We start from the raw sequence: 20,030 nt of genomic DNA on the forward strand, positions 1-20,030 counted from the left end.
GGCGCATCAACCCTGTTGCGCAGCCGGCGCGCGGCGCACGCGCATCACGTTGCGCAGACCCGAGAACAGCGGAGCGCGCGCCATGCCCGGCGAACGGCCGAAGCTCTCCGTGATGCGATCGAGGATGATCGCAAGCAGCACCACCGACAAGCCGCTTTCGAAACCGAGGCCGATATCGAGCCGCTGAATGCTTGCGAGCACATCGTTGCCGAGACCGCCCGCACCGACCATCGACGCGATGATGACCATCGACAGTGCCATCATGATCGTCTGGTTCACGCCGGTCATGATCGACGGCAGCGCGTTCGGAATCTGCACCTTATAGAGCAACTGCCACGACGTGCAGCCAAACGCCTGGCCCGCTTCCACGATCTCGCGGTTCACGTGCTTGATGCCGAGCGACGTGAGGCGCACCGCGGGCGGCATCGCGAAGATGACGGTCGAAAGAATGCCGGGCACGCGGCCAAGGCCGAAGAGCATCGCGGCGGGGATGAGGTACACGAAGGCCGGCATCGTCTGCATCAGGTCGAGCACGGGACGCACGGTCATCTCGACATACTTGCTCTTCGCGGTCCAGATGCCGAGCGGGATGCCCATCAGCAGGCTGATTAACGTTGAGGATAACGTAAGACCCAGCGTGATGACCATCTGGTCGTAGAAGCCGGTCGCGTAGATCAGCAGAAGCGACAGCAGCGTGAACGCCGCGAAGCGCCAGCCGACCCGCCACAAGCCGATGCCGACGAACAGCGCCATGAGCGCCCACATCGGAATGGCCTGCAAGCCATGTTCGATGACCGCAGCAAAACTCTCGATGACCTTGCCGATGGCATCGAAGGTTTTCGCGTCGTGGTCGAGCAGATAGTGGACGCCCTGATCGACCCAGCTACCGAGCGGAATAATTTCAGACATGGGAACCTCGATGGCGCGTTAGAACCTGCAGCACGTTCGTCTTGTTGACCGAACCGCAATATGAACCGTCCGCATCGACGACAGGCAGCGGCGCCCGGCTCGCGACGACACGGTTCACGACGTCGTCGAGCGTCATGCTGCGCTCGATGCATTCGATGTGATTGATCTGGGGCACGACGTTGCCGTTCGCATCGCGGCCGACGAAGCCGCGAATGCGGCGCTGCGCGTCGAGCACGAACGCATAGTCGGCGCTGCCATTGAGCGTCGCCGCGACGCTCGATGCGTCGATTTGCGGCGAGTGCTTCATCAGCGGGACGGCGTCGGTCTGCATCAGATCGCCGGCCGTCAGATAGCGGCTCGTGTCGATGCCGTCGAAGAACGCCTGCACATAGTCGTCGGCGGGATTCGTGATGATTTCCTGCGGCGTGCCGATTTGCACGACCCGGCCGCCTTCCATGATCGCGATGCGCGTGCCGATGCGCATCGCTTCTTCCAGATCGTGCGACACGAAAAGAATCGTGCGGCGCTGCTCGCGTTGCAGGTCGAGCAGGACGTTCTGCATTTCCTTGCGCTTGAGCGGATCGAGCGCGGAGAACGCTTCGTCCATGATCATCAGCGACGGATTGACGGCAAGCGCCCGCGCCAGCCCGACGCGCTGCTGCATGCCGCCCGAGAGTTGCGCCGGCAGCTTCTGCGCGAAGGGCGCGAGGCCCACCTGCTCGAGCACGGTCATCGCGCGCTTTTCGCGTTCCTTGCGCCCGACGCCCGCGACTTCGAGCCCGAACGCCGCGTTGGACAGCACGGTGCGTTGCGGCATCAGCGCGAACGACTGGAACACCATGCTCATGTCCTTGCGGCGCAGCGCGGTCAGTTCCGAGCGCGGCACGGCGGCGACGTCGCGTCCGTCGATCAGCACCTTGCCGGCGGTCGGATCGACGAGCCGGTTGATGAGCCGGATCAGTGTCGACTTGCCCGAACCGGACAGGCCCATCAGCACGAAGATCTCGCCTTCCTGCACATCGAAAGAGACGTTATGAACACCGACGATCTGCCCGGTGCGCGCGAAGACTTCTTCCTTCGTCGCGCCGCCGGCCAGCATGTCGATCGCCTGTTTGGGGCTATTGCCGAACACCTTGCACAGCCCTTCGACTACCACCTTGGGGGAATTCATTGAGTTCTCCATGATGCGTGGCGGACGCCGTCCGCGCTGTGCATACATAGTTGCCAGAAAAAAGTGCTCTGAGCCGACTATTTGCGACAGCTACATGAAGAAATACGACAAGGGAAAAAGGCGGATCGGCTGGCGTGACGGCGCAACCCTTGTGCGACAAGGGTTTGCGCGAACGCGAAGAGAAAAGCGGGCAGTGTGCGGCGTGTCGCGTGGGAACAAGTCCCGGCGCGTTTTTCGATGTTCAGGCGCTAGGCCGCAGCATCTGGAACATTTCGCCGATTTCCGCATAGTCGGCACGATAGCCCGCGCGCATGATCGGGCGGGCGGCGGCGGTATCGAAGAGACCGTCTTTCAGATACTCGCTGCGGATATGGACGCCGACGACCTGCCCGAGCGCGAGCCAGTTGTTCATCGGCTGGCCGTCCAGGTCGTGCAGGCGGACGACTTGGAGCAGCCGGCATTCGAGCGCCGCAGGGGATTCGGCCACGTGCGGCACGCCGACATTGCGCCCCGGCGCCTTTGTCAGGCCCGCAAGCTCGAATTCGTCGATGCCGCGCGCCACTGGCGCCGACGTCCGGTTCATGCGCTCGGCGAGCGGACGCGTCGACATGTTCCAGACAAATTCGCCGGTTGCCTCGATGTTGCTGATGCTGTCCTTGCGGCCTTCGCTCGAAAAGCCGATCACGTAAGGGAAAGTCGCGAACGCGCCGAAAAAGCTGTACGGCGCGAGATTTACGCTGCCGTCCGCGTCGCGGCTCGATATCCAGCCGATGACGCGCGGCGCGACGATCGCCTTGAACGGGTCATGGGGCAGGCCGTGGCCTTCGTTGGGGTCGTAGAAATGGACGTCGCCGATCATAGGGGCGCTCGATGCGTCAGAGTGGGAGAGACGAAAGAATACCGCGTCGGCCGATCAGGCAACGGACGGTGGACAGGCGAGGAGACTTGATGCGTCGCACGCTGCGGGGCGTGGAGCGGGATTCGTCGTACAACGACGAAGGAGAACTGCTAGAAAAACTACAGAATCGGTGCAAGCTGGCGGGCGGGGTAATCGACGTCTTGCCGTCGGATATTGCTGACTTGGTATGACCCGCGCCGCCCTCAGCGACGCATTACAGACGGATGCCGAATGCGGTGCTGCGTGCCTTGCGTTGGCGCTCTGCTTCGCGGAAACGCGCTTGATACGAGTAATCCGAGTCCATCGGCAGATGCGGCGATTCGAAGATCGAAGCAAATTTTTGCAGCAGGGCGAAGAGGTAGCTCATGTCTGACTCCGGTTAGTGATTGAGGGTTTTCCCTTAGCAATCATTATAGGGATACCCCTCCCGGATTTCTAGTGCAATGCAACATTTCTTGGCTAGAAATGTTGTAGTTTTTCTACATGACCGGTCGAAATGACCTGTTCGCCGGCAACGGCGGGCAATCGCTTAGTGCGTCGAGTTAGGGTCGGTGTCGGACTGGAAGGCGAGCGTCGCCTGGTGCCCGGCGTGCAACAACGCGATCGTCTGCGCGATGCCAGCCGCCAGCGTCGTGAGCATCGTGCAGAGCGTGACGGTCAGCATCGACCTGGTGCGGCAGGCATGGGCCACGGTTGTTGCGCTTTGGCCGCCGATCGTCGCGCGGACGGTATGGGCCAACGCGCTCGCGGGATGGACCTCACCGTTGATGCGCAAAGCGGGCGGGGCGATCCAGGCCACGCTTGCCTGCGATGTGATGGCGGCGGCTTTGCTCGACGTCGGCGACGGAATCGTGAGCGCATCCGCGATCAGATCGCCCTGCTCCGGCGCGTCCGCCGGTTCGCGCGGAGCCGCATCGGTTCGCGCCGCGCGCCGCCTAGCCGACGACTCCACCGCAGCCAGAAACACTTCCGGCAACTCGAAACCCTCGAACGTGCCCTGACGGATATCCGTGTTCAGCGCCTGAAGCGTGGCGCGTTCGGCGTCCTCGGCGAAGAGATCGAGCGTCTCGCCGTAGCGCGGGCCATCGCCCGGTTCCGCTGCGCGTTGCGCCGGCCGCGCGGCGCGCGCGAGCTTCTTCTGCGCGTCGGCGTCGGCCTCGGCGCGTTGCCTGGACTTCGCCGACGACGCGTCGGCATCCGGATTTCGGGGTACAGCGGGATCTGGCATAGGTCGAAAGGCTGCGGCGAGACGGCCGGCGCGCAGCAGTCATGCGGTCTGGCGATAATTTTCGAGAGGTCGCATTGTCGCACGGCTGCGCGCCTTATCCAGCGGGCATTTGCAAGGAATGCGCGTGCCGCCGCTCAATTGGCGTCCTCCTCGCGAAACTCCCGCACGACCGGCAGTTGCCGCAGACGTTCGCAGATCGCCCGATATTCCTGCGACGACACGCGCGAGAGCTCGACTTGCACCTCATCCAGCTCGGGCGTGTCCTCGCTTTGCTGCACGACGAACTGCTTCACGCGCACGCTGCCCGGCCCGAGCGCCTCGTGCAGGCCGTGAAACGAAAGCGAGCCGCGATCGACGAGCATCGTCAACTGGCGGCGCTGTCTCACGGTGATGAAGCGTCGTTCCAGCGGCTTGAGGCCCGCGAGAATGACGAGGATGATCGCCGTCGCCGCAATCGACGCCGTGTACAGCCCGCCGCCGACCGCCAGCCCGATCGCCGCGACGGACCACAGGCTCGCGGCGGTCGTCAGTCCCCGGACGATTTCGCCGCGCATCAGGATCGATCCCGCGCCCAGAAAGCCGATGCCCGACACGACCTGCGCCGCCACCCGCGACGGATCGAGCACGACGTGATCGCCTTTCAGCGCGTCCGCGAAACCGAACGCCGACACCATCATGATCAGCGCCGATCCGACGCACACGAGCATGTGCGTGCGCAGCCCCGCCGCCCATGAAAGGCGCTCGCGCTCGAAGCCGATCACGCTGCCCAACGCCGCGGCCATGATGAGCCGCGAAACGAGTTCGACATTGCTTAACATCTTCTTCCCTCCTGTCGTTGAGAGTCCCTGGTGCGCGGGGCGGGGTTTGCTATGCTTCAGCGGCTACTGGTAGCTTTCCAGAACATTTTCACAGAGTAGTCGTATGCAAAATCGACCCAAGCATGGCGCACCCGCGACGCCATCGACGAATCCGGATTCCGGCGCCGCGTTGCGCGCGCATTTTGCGAACGTCGTCCTGCCGATATGGCGCGGCCCCGGCTTCAACGCGGCCCTGCGCCTGCCCTTCGAAGCCGTCGCGCCCGCCGACCATGCGCCGTTGCCGCCGAAGCGTTATCGCGCGATGGCGTGCGCGCGTCAGCTTTTCGTTTTCGCGGATGCGGGCGAACTCGACCACGCGAAGACGCTGTTCGAATCGTTGCGGCACTACTTTCGGGACACGCGCAACGGCGGTTGGTTCTATAGCGTCGATGCAAACGGCGCGCCGCTCGAGCGCCAAAAGGACTTGTACACGCACGCGTTCGTGATCTTCGCGTGCGCACATTACGCGCGGACAAGCGGTTCGGCAGATGCGCTGGCGCTGCTGGAAGAAACGTCGAAGCTGGTCGAAACGCGCTTCGCAATAGGCGGCACGATCCTGAACGCCGTGTTATCCGAGGACTTCGCGACGACGCTCGAAGGACCGCTGCAGAATCCGCTGATGCACCTTGCCGAAGCATGGCTCGCGGCGCGCGAAGCCACCGGCGACGCCGCCTACGACGCACGCCTCGCGACGCTCGCCGAATCGGTGGCTCGCACATTCGTGCACGAGCCGACCGGCTGCATCGCCGAATTGCCGATCGGCGCGGCGGACAACCGGCTTGAGCCGGGGCATCAGTTCGAATGGTACTTTTTGGCGATCGGCAGCGGGCACGCGGCGTTCGCATCGGCGGGGCTGAACGAACCGCTCGAGCGCGCGTTCGTGTTCGCGCAGAAGCACGGCATCGACGAGAAGACGGGCGGTGTGTGCGCCGCGCTGGACGAAAGCGGCGCCGTGATCGACGGCACGGAGCGCATCTGGGCGCAGACCGAATATCTGCGCGCGCTGGCGACGCGCGGCGATGCGCACGGCGCGCAAATCGCGCGCTTCCGCACGCGGTTCCTTAACGAGCAAGGCTGGGTCGAGTGCCGCTCGGCCGACGGTGACATCAGCCGCGCGGACATGCCTTCGACGACGCCGTATCATCTCGCCACGGCGTACGCCTGCCTGCCGCTTCAGGCAATCTGAAACACGGACACCGCCGCCTTCAGTTGCCGCGTCTGCTCGTGCAATGACGACGCGGCGGCCGCGGCCTCTTCGACGAGCGCCGCGTTCTGCTGCGTCATCTCGTCCATCTGCGTGACGGCCTGATTGACCTGTTCGATGCCGACGCTCTGCTCGAGCGACGATGCGCTGATCTCCGCCATCATCTGCGTCACGCGGGAAATCGACGACGACACATCGCGCATTGCCGCGCCGGCCCGCTCGACGAGCACCGAGCCGTCGCTGACCTGCGCGACCGATTCCCCGATCAGTTCCTTGATTTCCTTCGCCGATTGCGCCGAGCGTTGCGCAAGCCCGCGCACTTCACCCGCGACCACGGCAAAGCCGCGCCCCTGTTCGCCCGCCCGCGCGGCTTCGACGGCCGCGTTGAGCGCGAGAATGTTGGTCTGGAACGCGATGCCGTCGATCACCGAAATGATCTCGGCGATCTTGTCCGAGCTTTGCGCGATCCCGCGCATCTTCTTGACCACGTCATCGACGACGCTGGAGCCGCGCGACGTGGCTTCGAGCGCATCGCCGGCGAGCGTGTTGGCTTCGCGGGCGTGATCGGCGTTCTGTCGCACGGTCGCCGTCAGCTCTTCCATGCTCGATGCGGTTTCTTCCAGCGATGCGGCCTGGTTTTCGGTGCGCGCCGACAAATCGGCGTTTCCGCTTGCGATTTCATCCGCGCCGAAGTTGATCGACTCCGACGTTTCGCGCACGGTCTTCACCGTGCTCGCGACGCTCGCCTGCATTGCCGCAAGGCCCGCGAACAGACGGCCGATTTCGTTGGTTCCGCGATCCGCGATGCGCTCGTCCAGACGTCCCTGCGCGATGCGTTCGAAGTGACGGCCCGCTTCCTCGAGCGGCGCGATCACGCCACGGCGCAGCGCGACGTGCACGAGCGCAACACCCGCGATGAGCGCCAGGGCGATTGCGAAACCCACTGCGCGGAACAATCCGTAGCGCGTATCGATTGATTCGAGATACGCATTGCTCGATGCATTGCCGAAATCGACGAACTTCTGCTGCTCGGCCAGATAGCGGTCCTGGAAGCCTTGCGTCGGCTGGTCCAGAAACGCCTGCAGGTTATTGGAATCGAGATATTGCACGAGTTCCGACAACGCCTTCGCGTATTCGGCGTACTTCGCCTTCAGCGCGGTCGTGCGCTCGACGTTCTCGTTGCCGGTCTTCGGCGCGTCGAGGAACGCGGAGAACGACTTGTCGGCGAGTGCGATCTCTTCACGCGCATGCTGCACGATCTCGACCGGCTCGGCGCCGCCGCGCACCATGCGCGTTCCTGCGCGCGACAGGTTGATGCGCGCGTCCATCAAGTGCTGCGTGGTCTTGTTGACCGCGTTGACTTGCTTCAGTGCGATGTTGGACAGGTTGCCGACATCGTCGTGCGTGCGCGAGAGCGACCAGAACCCGAGCCCTTCGGTCACGAGCTGAAACACACAGAACACCACCAATACAGCGAGCAAACCCGATGAAACTCTTATTTTTCCCAACATCACTCTCACCCGACTAACGAATTGAGCCGCTTTAACTCGCGGCGACACTGCGGGTTTACGGCAGCGGCAACCGGGAGCTTGAATGGTTTGGCGGAAAGTCTGTCTATGGCAGTTCGCTGCACCGAAATGCACCATTGCACGAATTCCGCCGAACCTGCTTGCGCACCGCGCATTCGCTACCTATTGTCTTTGCAGGACTGCGCCGAACCCATCGAAGGAGTGTCTGAATGGCCGAAATCGTCGATATCGCACGCGGTGCGCTGAATGCGCAACCGTTCAGCGCCTTGCTCGGCACCAAGCTGATGCAGGTCGATTCAGCGAGTCTCACGCTGTGTCTGCCGATCCGCGACGAGCTGAGGCAGCAGCACGGCTTCGTACACGGCGGCGTGGTGAGTTATCTGGTCGACAATGCGCTGACCTTCGCGGGCGCGCTGCGGCTCGGCCCGAAGGTGGTCACGGGGGAATACAAGATCAATCATCTGCGTCCGGCGGTGACAGGCACGCTGATGGCGCGGGCGCGCGTCGTTCATGCGGGGATGACGCAGGCGACGTGTCAGTGCGATGTCTTTGTCACCGATGGCAACACCGAGCGGCTGGTCGCGGTTGCGCAGGGAACGGTTGCGCGCATCGGCGATAGCGCGATCGAGGCGTTCTATCACGCCTGATGCGTTTCGCGGTTGTATCGCCCATGAAAAAGCCTCGCCGCAGCGGCGAGGCTTTTCGTTCGTCTGCGCTTATTGCGCGGCGACGGTCTTCTGCTGCTGCTCGCCCAGGCCCTGAATGCCAAGGCGCATCGTCTGGCCCGCGTTCAAATAGACCGCGTTCGGCTTCACGCCCATGCCGACGCCCGGCGGCGTGCCGGTCGAAATGATGTCGCCCGGCTGCAGGCTCATCACTTTGGACAGGTAAGCAACCAGTTGCGCGACGGTGAAGACCATCGTCTTCGTGTTGCCGTTCTGGTAGCGATGGCCGTCCACTTCGAGCCACAGATCGAGCTTCTGCGGATCGGCGATTTCGTCCTTCGTGACGAGCCACGGACCGATCGGTCCGAACGTGTCGAAGCCCTTGCCCTTGTCCCACTGCGTGCCGTGCTCGAGCTGCCACTCGCGCTCGGAGACATCGTTGATGACGCAATAGCCCGCGACGTAATCGAGCGCGTTGGCTTCATCGACGTACTTCGCTTCGCGGCCGATCACCACGCCCAGCTCGACTTCCCAGTCGGTTTTCTTCGAATTGCGCGGAATCTCGACGTCGTCGTTCGGGCCGCAAATCGCGCTCGTCCACTTGCCGAAGATGACCGGCTCGGTCGGCACCGGCAGGTTCGATTCGGCAGCGTGATCCGCATAGTTCAGGCCGATGCACACGAACTTGCCCACGCGGGCGACGCACGGCCCGATGCGCGGATTGCCCTCGACCACCGGCAGCGATGCCGGATCGGCGGCGCGCACTTTCGCGAGGCCTGCTTCGGTCAGCGTCGCGCCGGCGATATCGTCCACGACTGCCGACAGGTCACGAATTTGCCCATCCGCGTCGAGAAGACCCGGCTTTTCCTGACCCTTCGGGCCGTAACGAAGCAGCTTCATCTGGTTTGATCCTCGTATTTCTGCAGCAAGTTGAAAAGCGATGCGCGGCGAGTCCGTTAATTGGACCAGCCGCCATCGATGATGTGAATCTGACCCGTCGTGAACGACGACTCATCGGAGCCGAGATACAGCGCGAGCGCCGCGATTTCCTCAGCGCGGCCGACGCGCCCCATCGGCTGACGCGCGACGAACGCGGCCTGCACCTGATCGACGCTCGCGCCCTGCGCTTGCGCCTGCTCTGCAATGCGCTCTTTCAGCGACGGCGATTCGACCGTGCCCGGACAGATCGCATTGCAGCGGACACCACGCGTGACGAAATCCGCCGCGACCGACTTCGTGAGTCCGATCACCGCCGCCTTCGACGCACCATAAACGAAGCGGTTCGCGACGCCCTTTACGCTCGACGCCGCCGACGACATGTTGATGATCGAGCCGCCACCCTTCTCCAGCATCGCCGGCAGGAACGCGCGGATGGTCCGGTACATCGCCTTCGCGTTGATGTCGAATGCAAAGTCCCAGTCCGCTTCGCTCGCTTCGAGAATCGAGCCGGCGTGCACGTAGCCCGCGCAGTTGAACAGCACGTCGATCGGGCCGAGTTCCTTCGCGAGAGCGTCGATGGCCTGGGCATCGCGCACATCTAGCTTGCGCACTTCGAACGGCTTGCCGTCGAGCGCTTCGACGCGGATGTCCGTCGCGATCACGCGCGCGCCTTGCGCCGCGAACGCCTTCGCCGTCGCAAGCCCGATGCCCTGCCCCGCCGCCGTGATCAGCGCGGTCTTGCCTGCCAGTCTTTGTACCATCCACTGCTCCAGTCGAAGTTGTTTTTGAGACATGCCCGGTATAGGAGGACGTCAAAGGCGGTAGAACGCACGGGCGTTCGCGCCGAAGATCGCCTGCTGTCCGGCTTTATCCAAATGCGCGGTGAGACGCGTCGCGGCGGCGTGCCAGTCAGTGTAGCCGCCGTTGAGATTCAGTACCGGCCAATCGCTGCCCCACATCAGCCGTTCAGGGGCGAAATGCGCGATGAGATGCGCAACATAGGGTTGAAGCGTCGCGTCGGTCCAGCCTTTTGATGCTTCGGTGGCGAGGCCTGAAAGCTTGCACAAGGGTTTCTGCGGCAACGCAGCGAGCTGCACGATGCCGTCGGCCCACGGTTGCCACGCTGCATCGACGCCATCGCGGATGGGCGGCTTCGCACCGTGATCGATGACGATTCGCAGCTTCGGATAACGACGCGCGAACTCGGTCAGCGACGGGACATGCCGCGCGAAGATCAGTGCATCTAAGGCCAGATCGCGTTCGATCAGACGCTCGATTGCCTCGGGGCGCGGGGCGTGGGCGATCCAGGTGTCGTCGGGCAAGTCCTGCAACATCGGGCGCACGCCTTTGAACTTCGAGTCGCGCGAAAACTCTGCGATGAGATCGACGGCGTCGACGGAATCGAGCGGGACCCAACCGACGACACCCGCGATGGAATCGTCGTCCTGCGCAAGCTTCAGCAGATAGCGCGTTTCATCGACGGTCGGCGCAGCCTGAACGACGACGGTGCGCGCGATGCCGGTCGCGTGACGCAACGGGGCAAGATCATTCGGGCCGAACACGCGGTAAAGAGGCTCGAGATCGGGCGAGAGCCAGCCATAATCGCCGCGCGCCGGGTCCCAGTAGTGCTGATGCGCGTCGATTCTTTCGTCTATGTTCATTGCGGCACCGGCGCGTTCTCGTGAAGCAGGCCCTCCGAGCGCAACGCCTCCCAGAGCGCAGACGGAATCGGCGTCCCGAACGATGCAGCGTTCTGTTGCACTTCACCCGCATTGCGCGCGCCCATCAGCACGGTAGCCACGACTTTATGCGCATAAGGAAACTGGAGCGCGGCGCTCGATAGCGCGACGCCATGTTCCCGACACACGCGTTCGAGTTTGCCGACGCGCTCGATGACTTCCTTCGGCGCGTCGCCATAGTTGAACTTGAGATCGCCATGCGCGTGACTGTCGAGACCTCGCGCGAGAATGCCCGAGTTGAATGCGCCGCCCAGCAGAATGCTCACGCCGCGCTTCTCGCATTCAGGCAACAGATCGTCGAGGGGATTCTGTTCGAGCAGCGTGTAGCGACCGGCGAGCAGCGCACAGTCGATGTCGTATTCGGCCATCGCTTCCATGACTGCCGCGCTTTCGTTGACGCCCAGCCCGACCGCTTTCACGCCGCGCGATTGCTTCAACTCATCGAGCGCGCGAAAGCCGCCATCGTTCGTCAGTTGCCGCCAGTAATGGGCGTTCTTTTCGCCGTGCGTGTATCGGCCGATATCGTGAATCAACACAATATCGACGTCGATCATGCCGAGGCGCTGCTGGCTGTCCTCGAAGGAGCGCAGGATGCCGTCGTAGGTGTAGTCGTAAATCGCCTGAAAAGGCAGCGGATTCGCCCAACCTTCGCTGCCGTCGTCCGGCGTCGTGCGCGGGACGAAGCGCCGGCCCACTTTCGTCGACAACACGAAGTCGCTACGCGGATACCTCCGCAACGCATCGCCTAGCCGATGCTCGGCCTTCGTATGCCCATAGTGCGGCGCGGTGTCGAAGAAGCGGATGCCTGCCTGCCACGCGGCGTCGACGGTGGCGCGCGCTTCTTCTTCCGTCAACTCGTGGTAAAGACCGCCGAGCGGCGCGGTGCCGAGCGATAGCGCCGTGACTTCGAGCGGCGTGCGCCCGATCGTGCGTCGGCGTAGGACGACCTCCTGCATTGCTGCGCTCATCTGCAAACCTCGATCAAAGGTTACGGTGGCTGCGGCGGAGCCGCTTTCTGCGGCTGGCGAGTGATTCTGGCGAGCGAAGTCGACGTCACTAAGATGGAAAAACCCTCTATGTGACGGTTCATCAATGAACGTATTATTCATATTCGCACAAAGCTAAGTCAAGGTAAGCGACGGGCGGCTTTGTCGGTGATTTCCCCTAGCGCATTCCTCATTCATGAATCGACGCACGCCAATTTCTCCGGAATCCGCAGAGAACGACGCCGACCGTTATCGCGCGCCCGCGCTCGATAAGGGACTCGACATTCTCGAATTGCTGTCCGAGCAGAAATCGGGACTCACGCGCGCTGAAATCACGAAGATGCTCGGGCGCAATGCGAGCGAGATGTATCGCATGCTGGAGCGGCTCGTCGCGCGGCAGTACGTCGTGCGCTCCCCCGAGGGCGACCGCTATTCGCTCGGGCTAAAGTTATATGCGCTCGCGCACCGGCATCCGCCGACGCACCGGCTGATTGCGGAGGCGTTGCCCGTGATGCAGCGTTTCGCCGATGCCGCCGAGCAGTCCGTTCATCTCGCCGTCTACGATCGGGGCAATTTGCTCGTCATCGCCCAGGTGGACGGGCCGGGCACCTGGGGCATTTCGGTGCGCCTCGGATCTCGCGTCGGCCTGATCGACACGGGATCGGGCCGCGTGATGCTCGCGTTCCAGACGGACGAACAGCGCGCGCACATGCTGGCCGAGCACACCAAGGTGAAAGGCGAACTCGCAGTCGATGATGCGGTGCTCGATGCGGAACATCGACGCATCCGCGATCTCGGCTACTGGAAGAAGGACAGTCAGCAGACCTTCGGCGTCATAGACGTGGCGTTTCCGCTGCTCGGGCCGTCGGGGCAGGCCATCGCCGCGCTGACGTGTCCTTTTATGCGGCGCATCGACGAGTACGTGGCGCCGTCCGTCGACGATGTCACTGCGCTGCTGAAGGACGCCGCCGCCTCGCTTTCGATGACGCGCGACTGAGCGGCGAAAGCATCGCGCGTTAGAATAGCGGCCCTCTCAAAAAGACGGCCATCGTATTGGTGAGCCGCCGACCTCATCTGACGCATTACTACGCATCACTCATGGCGAAACTTCTTTCCGATTCCGAATTCCAGCGTTTTTCCGAACTTCAGCAAAAGCAGGCAAGCTTCACAATTTCCACCGATGAAGCGGACGAACTCCGCGATATCGTCGCGCGCGCACAGAAGAAGCGCGATGACCGCGCCGCAGCGATGCAAGCCATCGAAGCGCATATCGCACAATTCGACATCGGCCCGGACGAGCTTTTCTCGCCCGAGCAGATCGGCGAAGCGGCGCGCACCTACGGGCTCATTCCCGCTGCGAAAAAGGAGCGCACCCTCCCGCCGCAACTGACGTACAACGGCAAGCCGTATCAGTGGACGTCGCGCGCGCTGCCCGATGAGATCCGCGAGCCGCTTTTCGAAGCATTCACGTCGGGACAGTCCGTGAAGACGTTCATCGCGACGCCGAAAGACGCGGCGCGCTGCGCGCTGACCATCGCCCGGCTGGAACGCGAAACGGGAAGTTCGTATGCCGAAACATTATTGAGCGAACTGTCGCTCTCGCGCGCGCAAGTCGACGACGCGCTCGCCAAACTCGCGGCCTAGTCCCGCGAGGTTTGCGATGGAGGTTCCGGCGCATCGCAGAGGCGCATCCTGAAACCGACGACGCCGGGATCCTCCGTTTTGATGAGCTCGAATCCGGCCTTTCGCGCGAGTGCGATCATGCCTGCATTTTCCCGTAGCGCTTCGCCGATCATCCATCGGGTGCCGCGCTTTCGCTCGTAATCGATGATTCGCGAGAGCAACAGCCAACCCAAACCCTGCCCTTTCATGTCCGAACGCGCGGCCAGCGCGAACTCTGCGGTCTCGTTGTCCGGATCAGCGATTGCGCGCGCCACGCCCAGCGTCTCGTACGTGCCATCCTCTTTTGCACGCGTGATGACGAGCGCCATCTCACGGTCGTAATCGATCTGTGTCATCCGTGCGAGTTGCGAATGGTCGAAGCTGCGCACGGCGCCGAAGAATCGCAAGCGCAGATCTTCGGGGGTGTTTGCGGCGACGAACGCGCGATGCGCGTCTTCGTCTTCCGGACGAATCGGCCGCACCGTGATGCGCATGCCGCGCCAGTCGAGCGTCTCCTCCATTGAACGCGGATACGGCACGATCGCGAGCGGCTTGCGATGCGCGCCGAGTGTGAGTTTCGGTTCGTAGACGACGACAGAATCGCGCGTCACGCGGAACGTCAGCTTCAACGCAACGATTTCCTCGATGTAGCAAACGAGTTGCGATAGCGCGGTCAGTGCGTTGAGCAGAAGCTCGGCGGGTAATTCGCGCGCGCGCGGCGATGTTGTGACGAGGTCGCGGGCGAGCACCGGATTGAGCGGCGGCAGCGCAAACTCGTGAAGCGAATCAGCAAGCCCGAGCGCGCCCGCAGCCCTGAATTCGAATGCCGGGCCGAAGACGCGGTGATTGATCAGCCGCGTGTCGATATCAATGGCATCGCCCGAAGTCGGGTCCGGCGGGCCGGGCTTCACCACAAGGCCAAAGCGAGCGCATATCTGGGCGGCTCGCTCGCCATCCAGCTCCGTGATGCCGCGGTCCAACGCGGTGCGAATTTCGCGCTGCGCGTCGTCGATGTCTTTGGGGACATCGGCGGGAAGACCGTCCGGAGTCTGCATGAGCAACTCGCGTCCTTGCCGGAAATCGACCAGACGCGCGAAGCCGCGCGCAAGGCGATGCGGCGTCGTGTGCACGGGAATGCCGTTGGCATGCAGTTCGTCGCGAGTCGCCGCATCCGCACAACCGAAGAAGCACGCAAGCAGACCACGATAAGCGTGCCGTCGCTCGGCGATCAACACGCGCGCGACGTCGGCGACCGGCGCGCTGTGCGTCGGAGCATGCACGACGAACACGGTCCCGGTTTCGCGATGCGGCGCGAGCGCCTGGAGCGCGACGCCGAAGTCGGAAGGGGACGCGTCGTCGCCAAGCAGCAGCGGATTTCCTGACTGCGCGCGTGGCAACGCGGCGGCGACGGCGTCGCGTGCAGCGACGGGCCACGGCGCAAGACCATCGCCGGCGGCGGCGAACGCGTCCATCGCCAAGGCGGCAACGCCGCGGTCGCTCGTGAGCACGGTGGCTGTATCGCTCGTCGCGACACGGCCGATTCCAAGCGTTTCTATCTCATCGAGAAGGTCGTCGAGAGATTCCACGCGGACCAATCCGGCGCGGCGGAAAGCGGCAGCGTAGAGCCGATCGAACGGATCGTCGCGACCCGTGCGCAACACCAGGACGGGCTTGTTCCGAGCGGCGGCGCGAGCGGCGGACATGAACTTGCGCGCTGAGCTGACGTGTTCGATTGCAAGCAGGATCGCTCGCGTCGATGCGTCGCTCGCCAGGAAGTCGAGCATGTCGCCGGAATCGACGTCGGCTTCATCGCCAAGCGCGACGATTCGCGAGAAGCCGAGGCCCCGTGCGAGTGCCCAGCCAAGCACGCCGTTCGTCAGTGCGTTGGAGCCGGACACCCAGGCAACGCCGCCGGGCTTGACGGTGCACGCGGGAGCACCGAGACATGCGCCAATCGATGGCGTCACCACGCCGAGACTTGCGGGTCCGACGATTCGAATCAAGAACGGCCGCGCGGCGGCCAGCGTCCGAGCGGTCCATTCAGCCGCGTCGTCAGAAGTGGGGGGCTCATCACGATGATCGCTGCCTGTGCGCCGCCGCGCCTCGCCAACGATGACGACGGCCTTCGTTCCTCGGCGCCCCAACTGTTCGACAAGTGACGGCCACGTCTGGGGGCGCGTGCAGATGACGGCGACAGACGGCGCGTCCGGCAGGTCGTCAACATTCTTGTACACCCGCGCGCCGTTCAGCGACTCATGACGAGGATTTATCGGCCAGACGGGGCCCTTGTATCCGGCACATCGTGCGCGCTCCCAGACCATCGCGCCGATGCTCCCGGGGCGCGGCGACGCACCGATTACAGCGATTGACTTAGGGGCAAGCAGAATGTCGAGGTTGCGAACGGTCATGGGCGACTCTTGGACATTGCAGGTCACCGATAAGCATAGGCGATGAATGCGCGTCTGTCGGTCGTCGCGGCGTCGCGGCGTCGCGGCGTCGCGGCAGCGCTTTATGCGCATAAAGTGTGGCGCGGTCCGACGAAGGAGGCCAGCCACTTTATGCGCATAAAGCCTTGTCCGAATGGCTAACGTCCGCAACATTTCATTAATACAACTGGAAAATAATCGCGCGCAATGTAGAATTCGAAACGCAATCAATTTCGGAGCTAACTGTGGCGGCGGAAATCATAGCGATCACGCAGCAGAAAGGCGGAGTGGGCAAAAGCACCATCGCGATGCACCTTGGCGCCGCCTTTCACGAAAAGAAAAAGCGCGTGCTCGTGGTCGACGCAGACGGCCAAAATACGCTTATCCATTGGTCGAGCGCTGCTTCCGATGACAACAGCGGCATCCCGTTTCCTGTTGTCAATCTGTCCGAAGCGGGCGGGCAAATACACCGCGAGATCAAGAAGTTCGTCAACGATTACGACATCATCGTGGTCGATTGCCCGCCGTCAATTACAGAAAAGGTGTCGGGCGTCGTCCTGTTGGCCGCGAGTGTCGCGGTTATTCCGACTTCGTCATCGCCAGCCGATTATTGGTCGAGTGTGGGACTGGTGAAGCTCGTGCAGCAGGCGCAGGTTATGAATGAAGACTTGCGTGCCGTGTTCCTGCTGAACAAGACCGAAGAGAAGCGCATGCTGACGCGCGAGCTCAAAGTAGCGCTCGAAGAGCTGGGTTTCCCGTTGCTCAAGACGCAAATTCCGACACGCGAGTGCTACAAGCAGGCGATGGCTCTCGGCCAGACCGTTTTGCAGATGAGCGATCGGGGAGCACGGCTGGCTGCGGCAGAGATTCGCAGCTGCGCCGATGAAATCCTTGCCATGCTCTGACGACTTTATGCGCATAAAGGACACTGAATGAAACCGTCGCAATTTGCCAAGGGCTTCAAGGCTCGCCCGGACACGACCAGCAGCGAAAAACGGACTGCGCTCGATCGGCTCAATGCGATCGACGGTATCGTCGACATACAGCAGGTTTCCCAAAACGCCGCGAACGGTCGATCCAGCGCTTTCGTCGCGGAAGACCAGGCGGACGCAATTGCTGGCGCCGAGTCGGATGAGTATCGCGCCTGGCGCCGGGCGAATCGTTATACCGCAGGGCAGGTCATTGATTTGCCTCTGAAGGCAATCAAACCTAGTCCCTTCAATCCCCGCCATTTCTATCTAAAGGCGTCGATTGCCGAGCTGGCCGTTAATCTTGCAAAACAAGGCCAGCAGCAGGCGATTCACGTGATTCCGGACTACGAGAACCCGGGCACTTTCTTCGTCAGCGATGGCGGCCGGCGCGTGCGCGCGCTGAAAGAAGCGAACAAGGAAACGGTCAAGGCTGTGGTGGTCGACCTGCCGGTGGGCATCGAGAGCTACAAGCTGGGTTACGACCTTAACGTTCAACGTGATTCGCAGACCGTGTTCGACAACGCTGTCGTCTGGCGGCGCTTTCTCGACGAGCAGCATTTCCAGAGCCAACGCGAATTAGCGGACCATCTCGGCCTCGACGAATCGACGATCGCAGTTGCTTTGTCGATCGCCAAGCTGCCCGAAAATGTAATGCAGGAGATGGTCGCCCGGCCAGATCGATTCGGCTCGAATATGGCGTATCAAATATCGCGGTATCACACGGCGCGTGGAAGTGACGCGACGCTGCGGCTCATCAACAAGATCACTTCCGACGATCTCAGCACGCGTCAGGTCGCGGATATCGTCAAAGGACGTGCGAGCCCTCAGGAAACGCCGAAGCCCGCTGGTCGTCAGCGGTACGCGCAGCGCCTGGAGATCAAACTCGATGGCGTCTCCGTCGGCGATTTGAAGTCATACGGCGAAGACCGGCTCGAACTGCGGCTGCGCGGACTATCTCGGGAGCGACGGGACGAATTGCTGCATCAGATCGAGACGATACTTCAGTCGGAGCAAGCCAACGATTGAGCGCGTTGCCGGTCGTGCTGCCAACGCTAGGCGGCGCGCGACTGACTCAATGTGAAAGCCAGCAAATCACCATCGGTAGGCTCGCCCCACGTTTTTCGGGCGAGCCAGTCGAAGAAGGACGTCTCCGCTAACTTCGAATCCAGACCGCGCTTGCGCCAGTCGTCGCGCATGTGCGAACCCAACTCCGGCAGGACGTTTTCCTCGAAGGTCTGCCGTGCGAGTTCCCGTTCTTCCTCACCCTGCTCGTCGTATAACGCTCGCGCTTCCTTGCGTCGATAGGCCGAGAACTCGCTCAACAAGCGAGCCTTCAGATCGTCCGCCGCAGACGCGCCCGTTGCGCCAACACGCGCCGGCGTTCCGTTTGCGGCAGTCGGCAATGCCTCGACCGGCGGCGCGTAACCCTTCTTGAGCGCGTCCTTGAAGAGGGCGGCGGCAGAGCGCACCGGCGGCAGCGTCGTGCTGCGCATACGCTGCTCGGTCATCTGCAGCGCGGCACGAATCCGGTTTTCCTCGCTATCGGCGTACAGCGTCTGCGCTTCCTTGAGCGGGATGCCAATTTTCACCATGCGATCGACGAGCGTGCTATCGAAGACGTTCGGGTGCTCGTCGAGCGCGAGCATCGGCTGCTTGCGCTCCGTCACCCGGAACTGGATCTCGGCAACACGACGTCCCTCGCGGTGCTCCACCAGTTCGACGAAAATGTTGGTCACCGCGTTGACTTCGGCGATCGCGGGACGCAGATAGTCGCGCTTGAAATACTTGTACTCCCGTTTGGCCTCGTCGCCGGCTTCCGTATCGGGCGTCCCGGATAGAATCGGCCTCCACCACTCCCAGGTTTCGCGCATCGTCAGATGGCTTGGGTTGGTCAGATAACGCACGCAGATTTCGTACAACGCGAGGCCCGCGCTGCTGCGCAGCTGACTCTGAAACTGAAGGCTCAGGCGCGCATACTGTACCGGGTCGAGAAGCTTCTTCTTGATCTTCGGCGCGAACGAGAATTCAACCCAGACGCGGCGCGTCGTCGGATCTTCGAGAATTTCGGCGTCGGCGATCAGCGTCGAGATGCCCCACTTGCGCCCCGGCTTCTGGCTCGACGTGCCCGTGCTCCACTCGACTTGCACGGACACCATCCGGCGCAAGTGCTCTTTGACGAGGGCCGTGTCGTTCGAGTCGAACGCCGAATTGGCGACAATGTCCGACAGTAGCGCGCGATAAGTATCGCCCGACTCATCTGCCTGCTGCGCGACCGCAAGCAGAACATTGAAAAGCTTGCGGGTAAGCAGCGTGATCTTCCCGCTCTTGGGCTGAATTGCGATGGCTTCGACAGCTTTGCGCAATTCGGCCGAGCTAGGGCTAACGACGTCGGTTTTCTTGGCGCGCTTGGTAGCCATGCGTCTGAGAGGAACGATATTGCGAGAGAGCATACCGGGCGCGGTGAAGCGAGTAAACGGGGGCGCGTTCACCATTGGACGGTGACTCTGGTGGAAGGGCTCGAACTCACTGCAGTGCGCTCCTGTAAACTCTCACCACTCACCAAAGCCGGCTGTCGCATCTAACCAGAAGCCATGCGGGTTAACGGTTCTGGACGGTTAACGCGCCCGGTTCTGGGGCGGACATCTGCTCCCGAAAAGGCTCACCCAAATTTTTTTTTGGTCGAACTCGCACTGTTGTGCAGCGAAGACGCCGCCTCTGGCCTACCATTTTCGCCAGTTGCAAGACACGAACTTATGGCTAACAGCGCCCTTCCAACAGCTACCAGGCGTTCTCAGTCGCGCTTTTTCCTGCAAAGGCTCACCTTGTCGTGCGTCGTTTAGCACCGC

Annotated in this window: 18 protein-coding genes and 2 pseudogenes; 7 read left to right on the forward strand and 13 right to left on the reverse strand. The window is 62.6% G+C overall.

Annotation, left to right across the window (positions count from 1 at the left end; translation table 11 throughout):
* Positions 1–6: 6 nt before the first annotated feature.
* From choW to AB6804_RS13695, 6 genes are all read right to left on the reverse strand, one after another.
* On the reverse strand, positions 7–909 hold the full coding sequence (gene choW, locus AB6804_RS13670; RefSeq protein WP_244795430.1) for a choline ABC transporter permease subunit: 903 nt from the start codon (positions 907–909) through the stop codon (positions 7–9).
* Entirely contained in the window at positions 902–2,080 is a 1,179-nt protein-coding gene (locus AB6804_RS13675) for a glycine betaine/L-proline ABC transporter ATP-binding protein (RefSeq protein ID WP_244795429.1), read from the reverse strand. Before AB6804_RS13675 ends, choW begins: the two co-directional genes overlap by 8 nt.
* Positions 2,081–2,321: 241 nt before the next feature.
* On the reverse strand, positions 2,322–2,939 hold the full coding sequence (locus tag AB6804_RS13680; protein ID WP_370886887.1) for a flavin reductase family protein: 618 nt from the start codon (positions 2,937–2,939) through the stop codon (positions 2,322–2,324).
* 253 nt (positions 2,940–3,192) lie between these two features.
* A complete protein-coding gene (locus AB6804_RS13685; RefSeq protein ID WP_167569254.1) occupies positions 3,193–3,345 on the reverse strand; it encodes a hypothetical protein in 153 nt (50 codons plus the stop codon).
* Between the two features lie 162 nt (positions 3,346–3,507).
* A complete protein-coding gene (locus AB6804_RS13690; protein ID WP_370886888.1) occupies positions 3,508–4,206 on the reverse strand; it encodes a hypothetical protein in 699 nt (232 codons plus the stop codon).
* A 134-nt stretch (positions 4,207–4,340) separates the two neighbouring features.
* A complete protein-coding gene (locus AB6804_RS13695) occupies positions 4,341–5,024 on the reverse strand; it encodes an MgtC/SapB family protein (RefSeq protein WP_035962831.1) in 684 nt (227 codons plus the stop codon).
* A 103-nt stretch (positions 5,025–5,127) separates the two neighbouring features.
* Between AB6804_RS13695 and AB6804_RS13700 the strand changes: the two genes are divergently transcribed.
* Complete coding sequence (locus tag AB6804_RS13700; RefSeq protein WP_370886889.1) at positions 5,128–6,249, forward strand: AGE family epimerase/isomerase; 1,122 nt, start codon at positions 5,128–5,130, stop codon at positions 6,247–6,249.
* On the opposite strand, the gene AB6804_RS13705 is transcribed toward AB6804_RS13700, so the two are convergent.
* A complete protein-coding gene (locus AB6804_RS13705; RefSeq protein WP_370886890.1) occupies positions 6,237–7,778 on the reverse strand; it encodes a methyl-accepting chemotaxis protein in 1,542 nt (513 codons plus the stop codon). The genes AB6804_RS13700 and AB6804_RS13705 overlap by 13 nt on opposite strands.
* Before the next feature lie 227 nt (positions 7,779–8,005).
* Between AB6804_RS13705 and AB6804_RS13710 the strand changes: the two genes are divergently transcribed.
* Positions 8,006–8,443, forward strand: coding sequence for a PaaI family thioesterase (locus AB6804_RS13710; protein WP_035962834.1), 438 nt, complete (start codon positions 8,006–8,008; stop codon positions 8,441–8,443).
* A gap of 69 nt (positions 8,444–8,512) precedes the next feature.
* Here AB6804_RS13710 and AB6804_RS13715 read toward each other — a convergent pair whose 3' ends face one another.
* Genes AB6804_RS13715 through AB6804_RS13730 form a run of 4 tightly spaced genes read right to left on the reverse strand, consistent with a single transcriptional unit; the run spans position 8,513 to position 12,107 of the window.
* Positions 8,513–9,361, reverse strand: coding sequence for an ureidoglycolate lyase (locus AB6804_RS13715; protein ID WP_370886891.1), 849 nt, complete (start codon positions 9,359–9,361; stop codon positions 8,513–8,515).
* 56 nt (positions 9,362–9,417) lie between these two features.
* Positions 9,418–10,161 carry an SDR family oxidoreductase gene (locus AB6804_RS13720; RefSeq protein WP_370886892.1) on the reverse strand — a complete coding sequence of 248 codons (744 nt, stop codon included), beginning with the start codon at positions 10,159–10,161 and terminating at the stop codon, positions 9,418–9,420.
* Between the two features lie 51 nt (positions 10,162–10,212).
* Positions 10,213–11,061, reverse strand: coding sequence for an amidohydrolase (locus AB6804_RS13725; RefSeq protein WP_370886893.1), 849 nt, complete (start codon positions 11,059–11,061; stop codon positions 10,213–10,215).
* Positions 11,058–12,107, reverse strand: a complete 1,050-nt coding sequence (locus AB6804_RS13730) for an aldo/keto reductase (RefSeq protein WP_370886894.1) — start codon at positions 12,105–12,107, stop codon at positions 11,058–11,060. Before AB6804_RS13730 ends, AB6804_RS13725 begins: the two co-directional genes overlap by 4 nt.
* 214 nt (positions 12,108–12,321) lie before the next feature.
* On the opposite strand from AB6804_RS13730, the gene AB6804_RS13735 reads away from it, so the two are divergent.
* Positions 12,322–13,122 (forward strand): IclR family transcriptional regulator, encoded by an 801-nt coding sequence (locus AB6804_RS13735; protein WP_370886895.1) that lies wholly within the window; start codon positions 12,322–12,324, stop codon positions 13,120–13,122.
* A gap of 101 nt (positions 13,123–13,223) precedes the next feature.
* Positions 13,224–13,769: a hypothetical protein gene (locus AB6804_RS13740; RefSeq protein WP_370886896.1), complete on the forward strand. Its 546-nt coding sequence runs from the start codon at positions 13,224–13,226 to the stop codon at positions 13,767–13,769.
* Here the strand turns inward: AB6804_RS13740 and AB6804_RS13745 are convergent.
* The gene (locus AB6804_RS13745; protein ID WP_370886897.1) at positions 13,766–16,195 is read right to left on the reverse strand and encodes a GNAT family N-acetyltransferase; all 2,430 of its coding nucleotides are present in this window, start codon (positions 16,193–16,195) and stop codon (positions 13,766–13,768) included. The two genes, AB6804_RS13740 and AB6804_RS13745, sit on opposite strands and share 4 nt — an antisense overlap.
* 263 nt (positions 16,196–16,458) lie before the next feature.
* On the opposite strand from AB6804_RS13745, the gene parA reads away from it, so the two are divergent.
* The 3 genes and pseudogenes from parA to AB6804_RS13760 form a co-directional block, all read left to right on the forward strand.
* Positions 16,459–17,118, forward strand: coding sequence for a ParA family partition ATPase (gene parA / locus AB6804_RS13750; protein WP_035962842.1), 660 nt, complete (start codon positions 16,459–16,461; stop codon positions 17,116–17,118).
* A gap of 27 nt (positions 17,119–17,145) precedes the next feature.
* Positions 17,146–17,251: pseudogene (locus AB6804_RS13755) on the forward strand (chromosome partitioning protein ParB); the annotation flags it as partial.
* 77 nt (positions 17,252–17,328) lie between these two features.
* Positions 17,329–18,210: pseudogene (locus AB6804_RS13760) on the forward strand (ParB/RepB/Spo0J family partition protein); the annotation flags it as partial.
* Positions 18,211–18,236: 26 nt separating this feature from the next.
* Here the strand turns inward: AB6804_RS13760 and AB6804_RS13765 are convergent.
* Complete coding sequence (locus tag AB6804_RS13765; protein WP_370886898.1) at positions 18,237–19,601, reverse strand: replication initiation protein; 1,365 nt, start codon at positions 19,599–19,601, stop codon at positions 18,237–18,239.
* Between the last annotated feature and the right edge of the window lie 429 nt (positions 19,602–20,030).

Source organism: Caballeronia sp. RCC_10, assembly GCF_041360715.1.
Taxonomy (GTDB): Bacteria; Pseudomonadota; Gammaproteobacteria; order Burkholderiales; family Burkholderiaceae; genus Caballeronia; species Caballeronia grimmiae.

Bases quoted from the DNA above. Each gene is read 5' to 3' on its own strand.
- choW (WP_244795430.1), bottom strand. From the start codon at position 909: ATGTCTGAAATTATTCCGCTCGGTAGCTGGGTCGATCAGGGCGTCCAC.
- AB6804_RS13675 (WP_244795429.1), bottom strand. From the start codon at position 2,080: ATGAATTCCCCCAAGGTGGTAGTCGAAGGGCTGTGCAAGGTGTTCGGC.
- AB6804_RS13680 (WP_370886887.1), bottom strand. From the start codon at position 2,939: ATGATCGGCGACGTCCATTTCTACGACCCCAACGAAGGCCACGGCCTG.
- AB6804_RS13685 (WP_167569254.1), bottom strand. From the start codon at position 3,345: ATGAGCTACCTCTTCGCCCTGCTGCAAAAATTTGCTTCGATCTTCGAA.
- AB6804_RS13690 (WP_370886888.1), bottom strand. From the start codon at position 4,206: ATGCCAGATCCCGCTGTACCCCGAAATCCGGATGCCGACGCGTCGTCG.
- AB6804_RS13695 (WP_035962831.1), bottom strand. From the start codon at position 5,024: ATGTTAAGCAATGTCGAACTCGTTTCGCGGCTCATCATGGCCGCGGCG.
- AB6804_RS13700 (WP_370886889.1), top strand. From the start codon at position 5,128: ATGCAAAATCGACCCAAGCATGGCGCACCCGCGACGCCATCGACGAAT.
- AB6804_RS13705 (WP_370886890.1), bottom strand. From the start codon at position 7,778: ATGTTGGGAAAAATAAGAGTTTCATCGGGTTTGCTCGCTGTATTGGTG.
- AB6804_RS13710 (WP_035962834.1), top strand. From the start codon at position 8,006: ATGGCCGAAATCGTCGATATCGCACGCGGTGCGCTGAATGCGCAACCG.
- AB6804_RS13715 (WP_370886891.1), bottom strand. From the start codon at position 9,361: ATGAAGCTGCTTCGTTACGGCCCGAAGGGTCAGGAAAAGCCGGGTCTT.
- AB6804_RS13720 (WP_370886892.1), bottom strand. From the start codon at position 10,161: ATGGTACAAAGACTGGCAGGCAAGACCGCGCTGATCACGGCGGCGGGG.
- AB6804_RS13725 (WP_370886893.1), bottom strand. From the start codon at position 11,061: ATGAACATAGACGAAAGAATCGACGCGCATCAGCACTACTGGGACCCG.
- AB6804_RS13730 (WP_370886894.1), bottom strand. From the start codon at position 12,107: ATGAGCGCAGCAATGCAGGAGGTCGTCCTACGCCGACGCACGATCGGG.
- AB6804_RS13735 (WP_370886895.1), top strand. From the start codon at position 12,322: ATGAATCGACGCACGCCAATTTCTCCGGAATCCGCAGAGAACGACGCC.
- AB6804_RS13740 (WP_370886896.1), top strand. From the start codon at position 13,224: ATGGCGAAACTTCTTTCCGATTCCGAATTCCAGCGTTTTTCCGAACTT.
- AB6804_RS13745 (WP_370886897.1), bottom strand. From the start codon at position 16,195: ATGACCGTTCGCAACCTCGACATTCTGCTTGCCCCTAAGTCAATCGCT.
- AB6804_RS13765 (WP_370886898.1), bottom strand. From the start codon at position 19,601: ATGGCTACCAAGCGCGCCAAGAAAACCGACGTCGTTAGCCCTAGCTCG.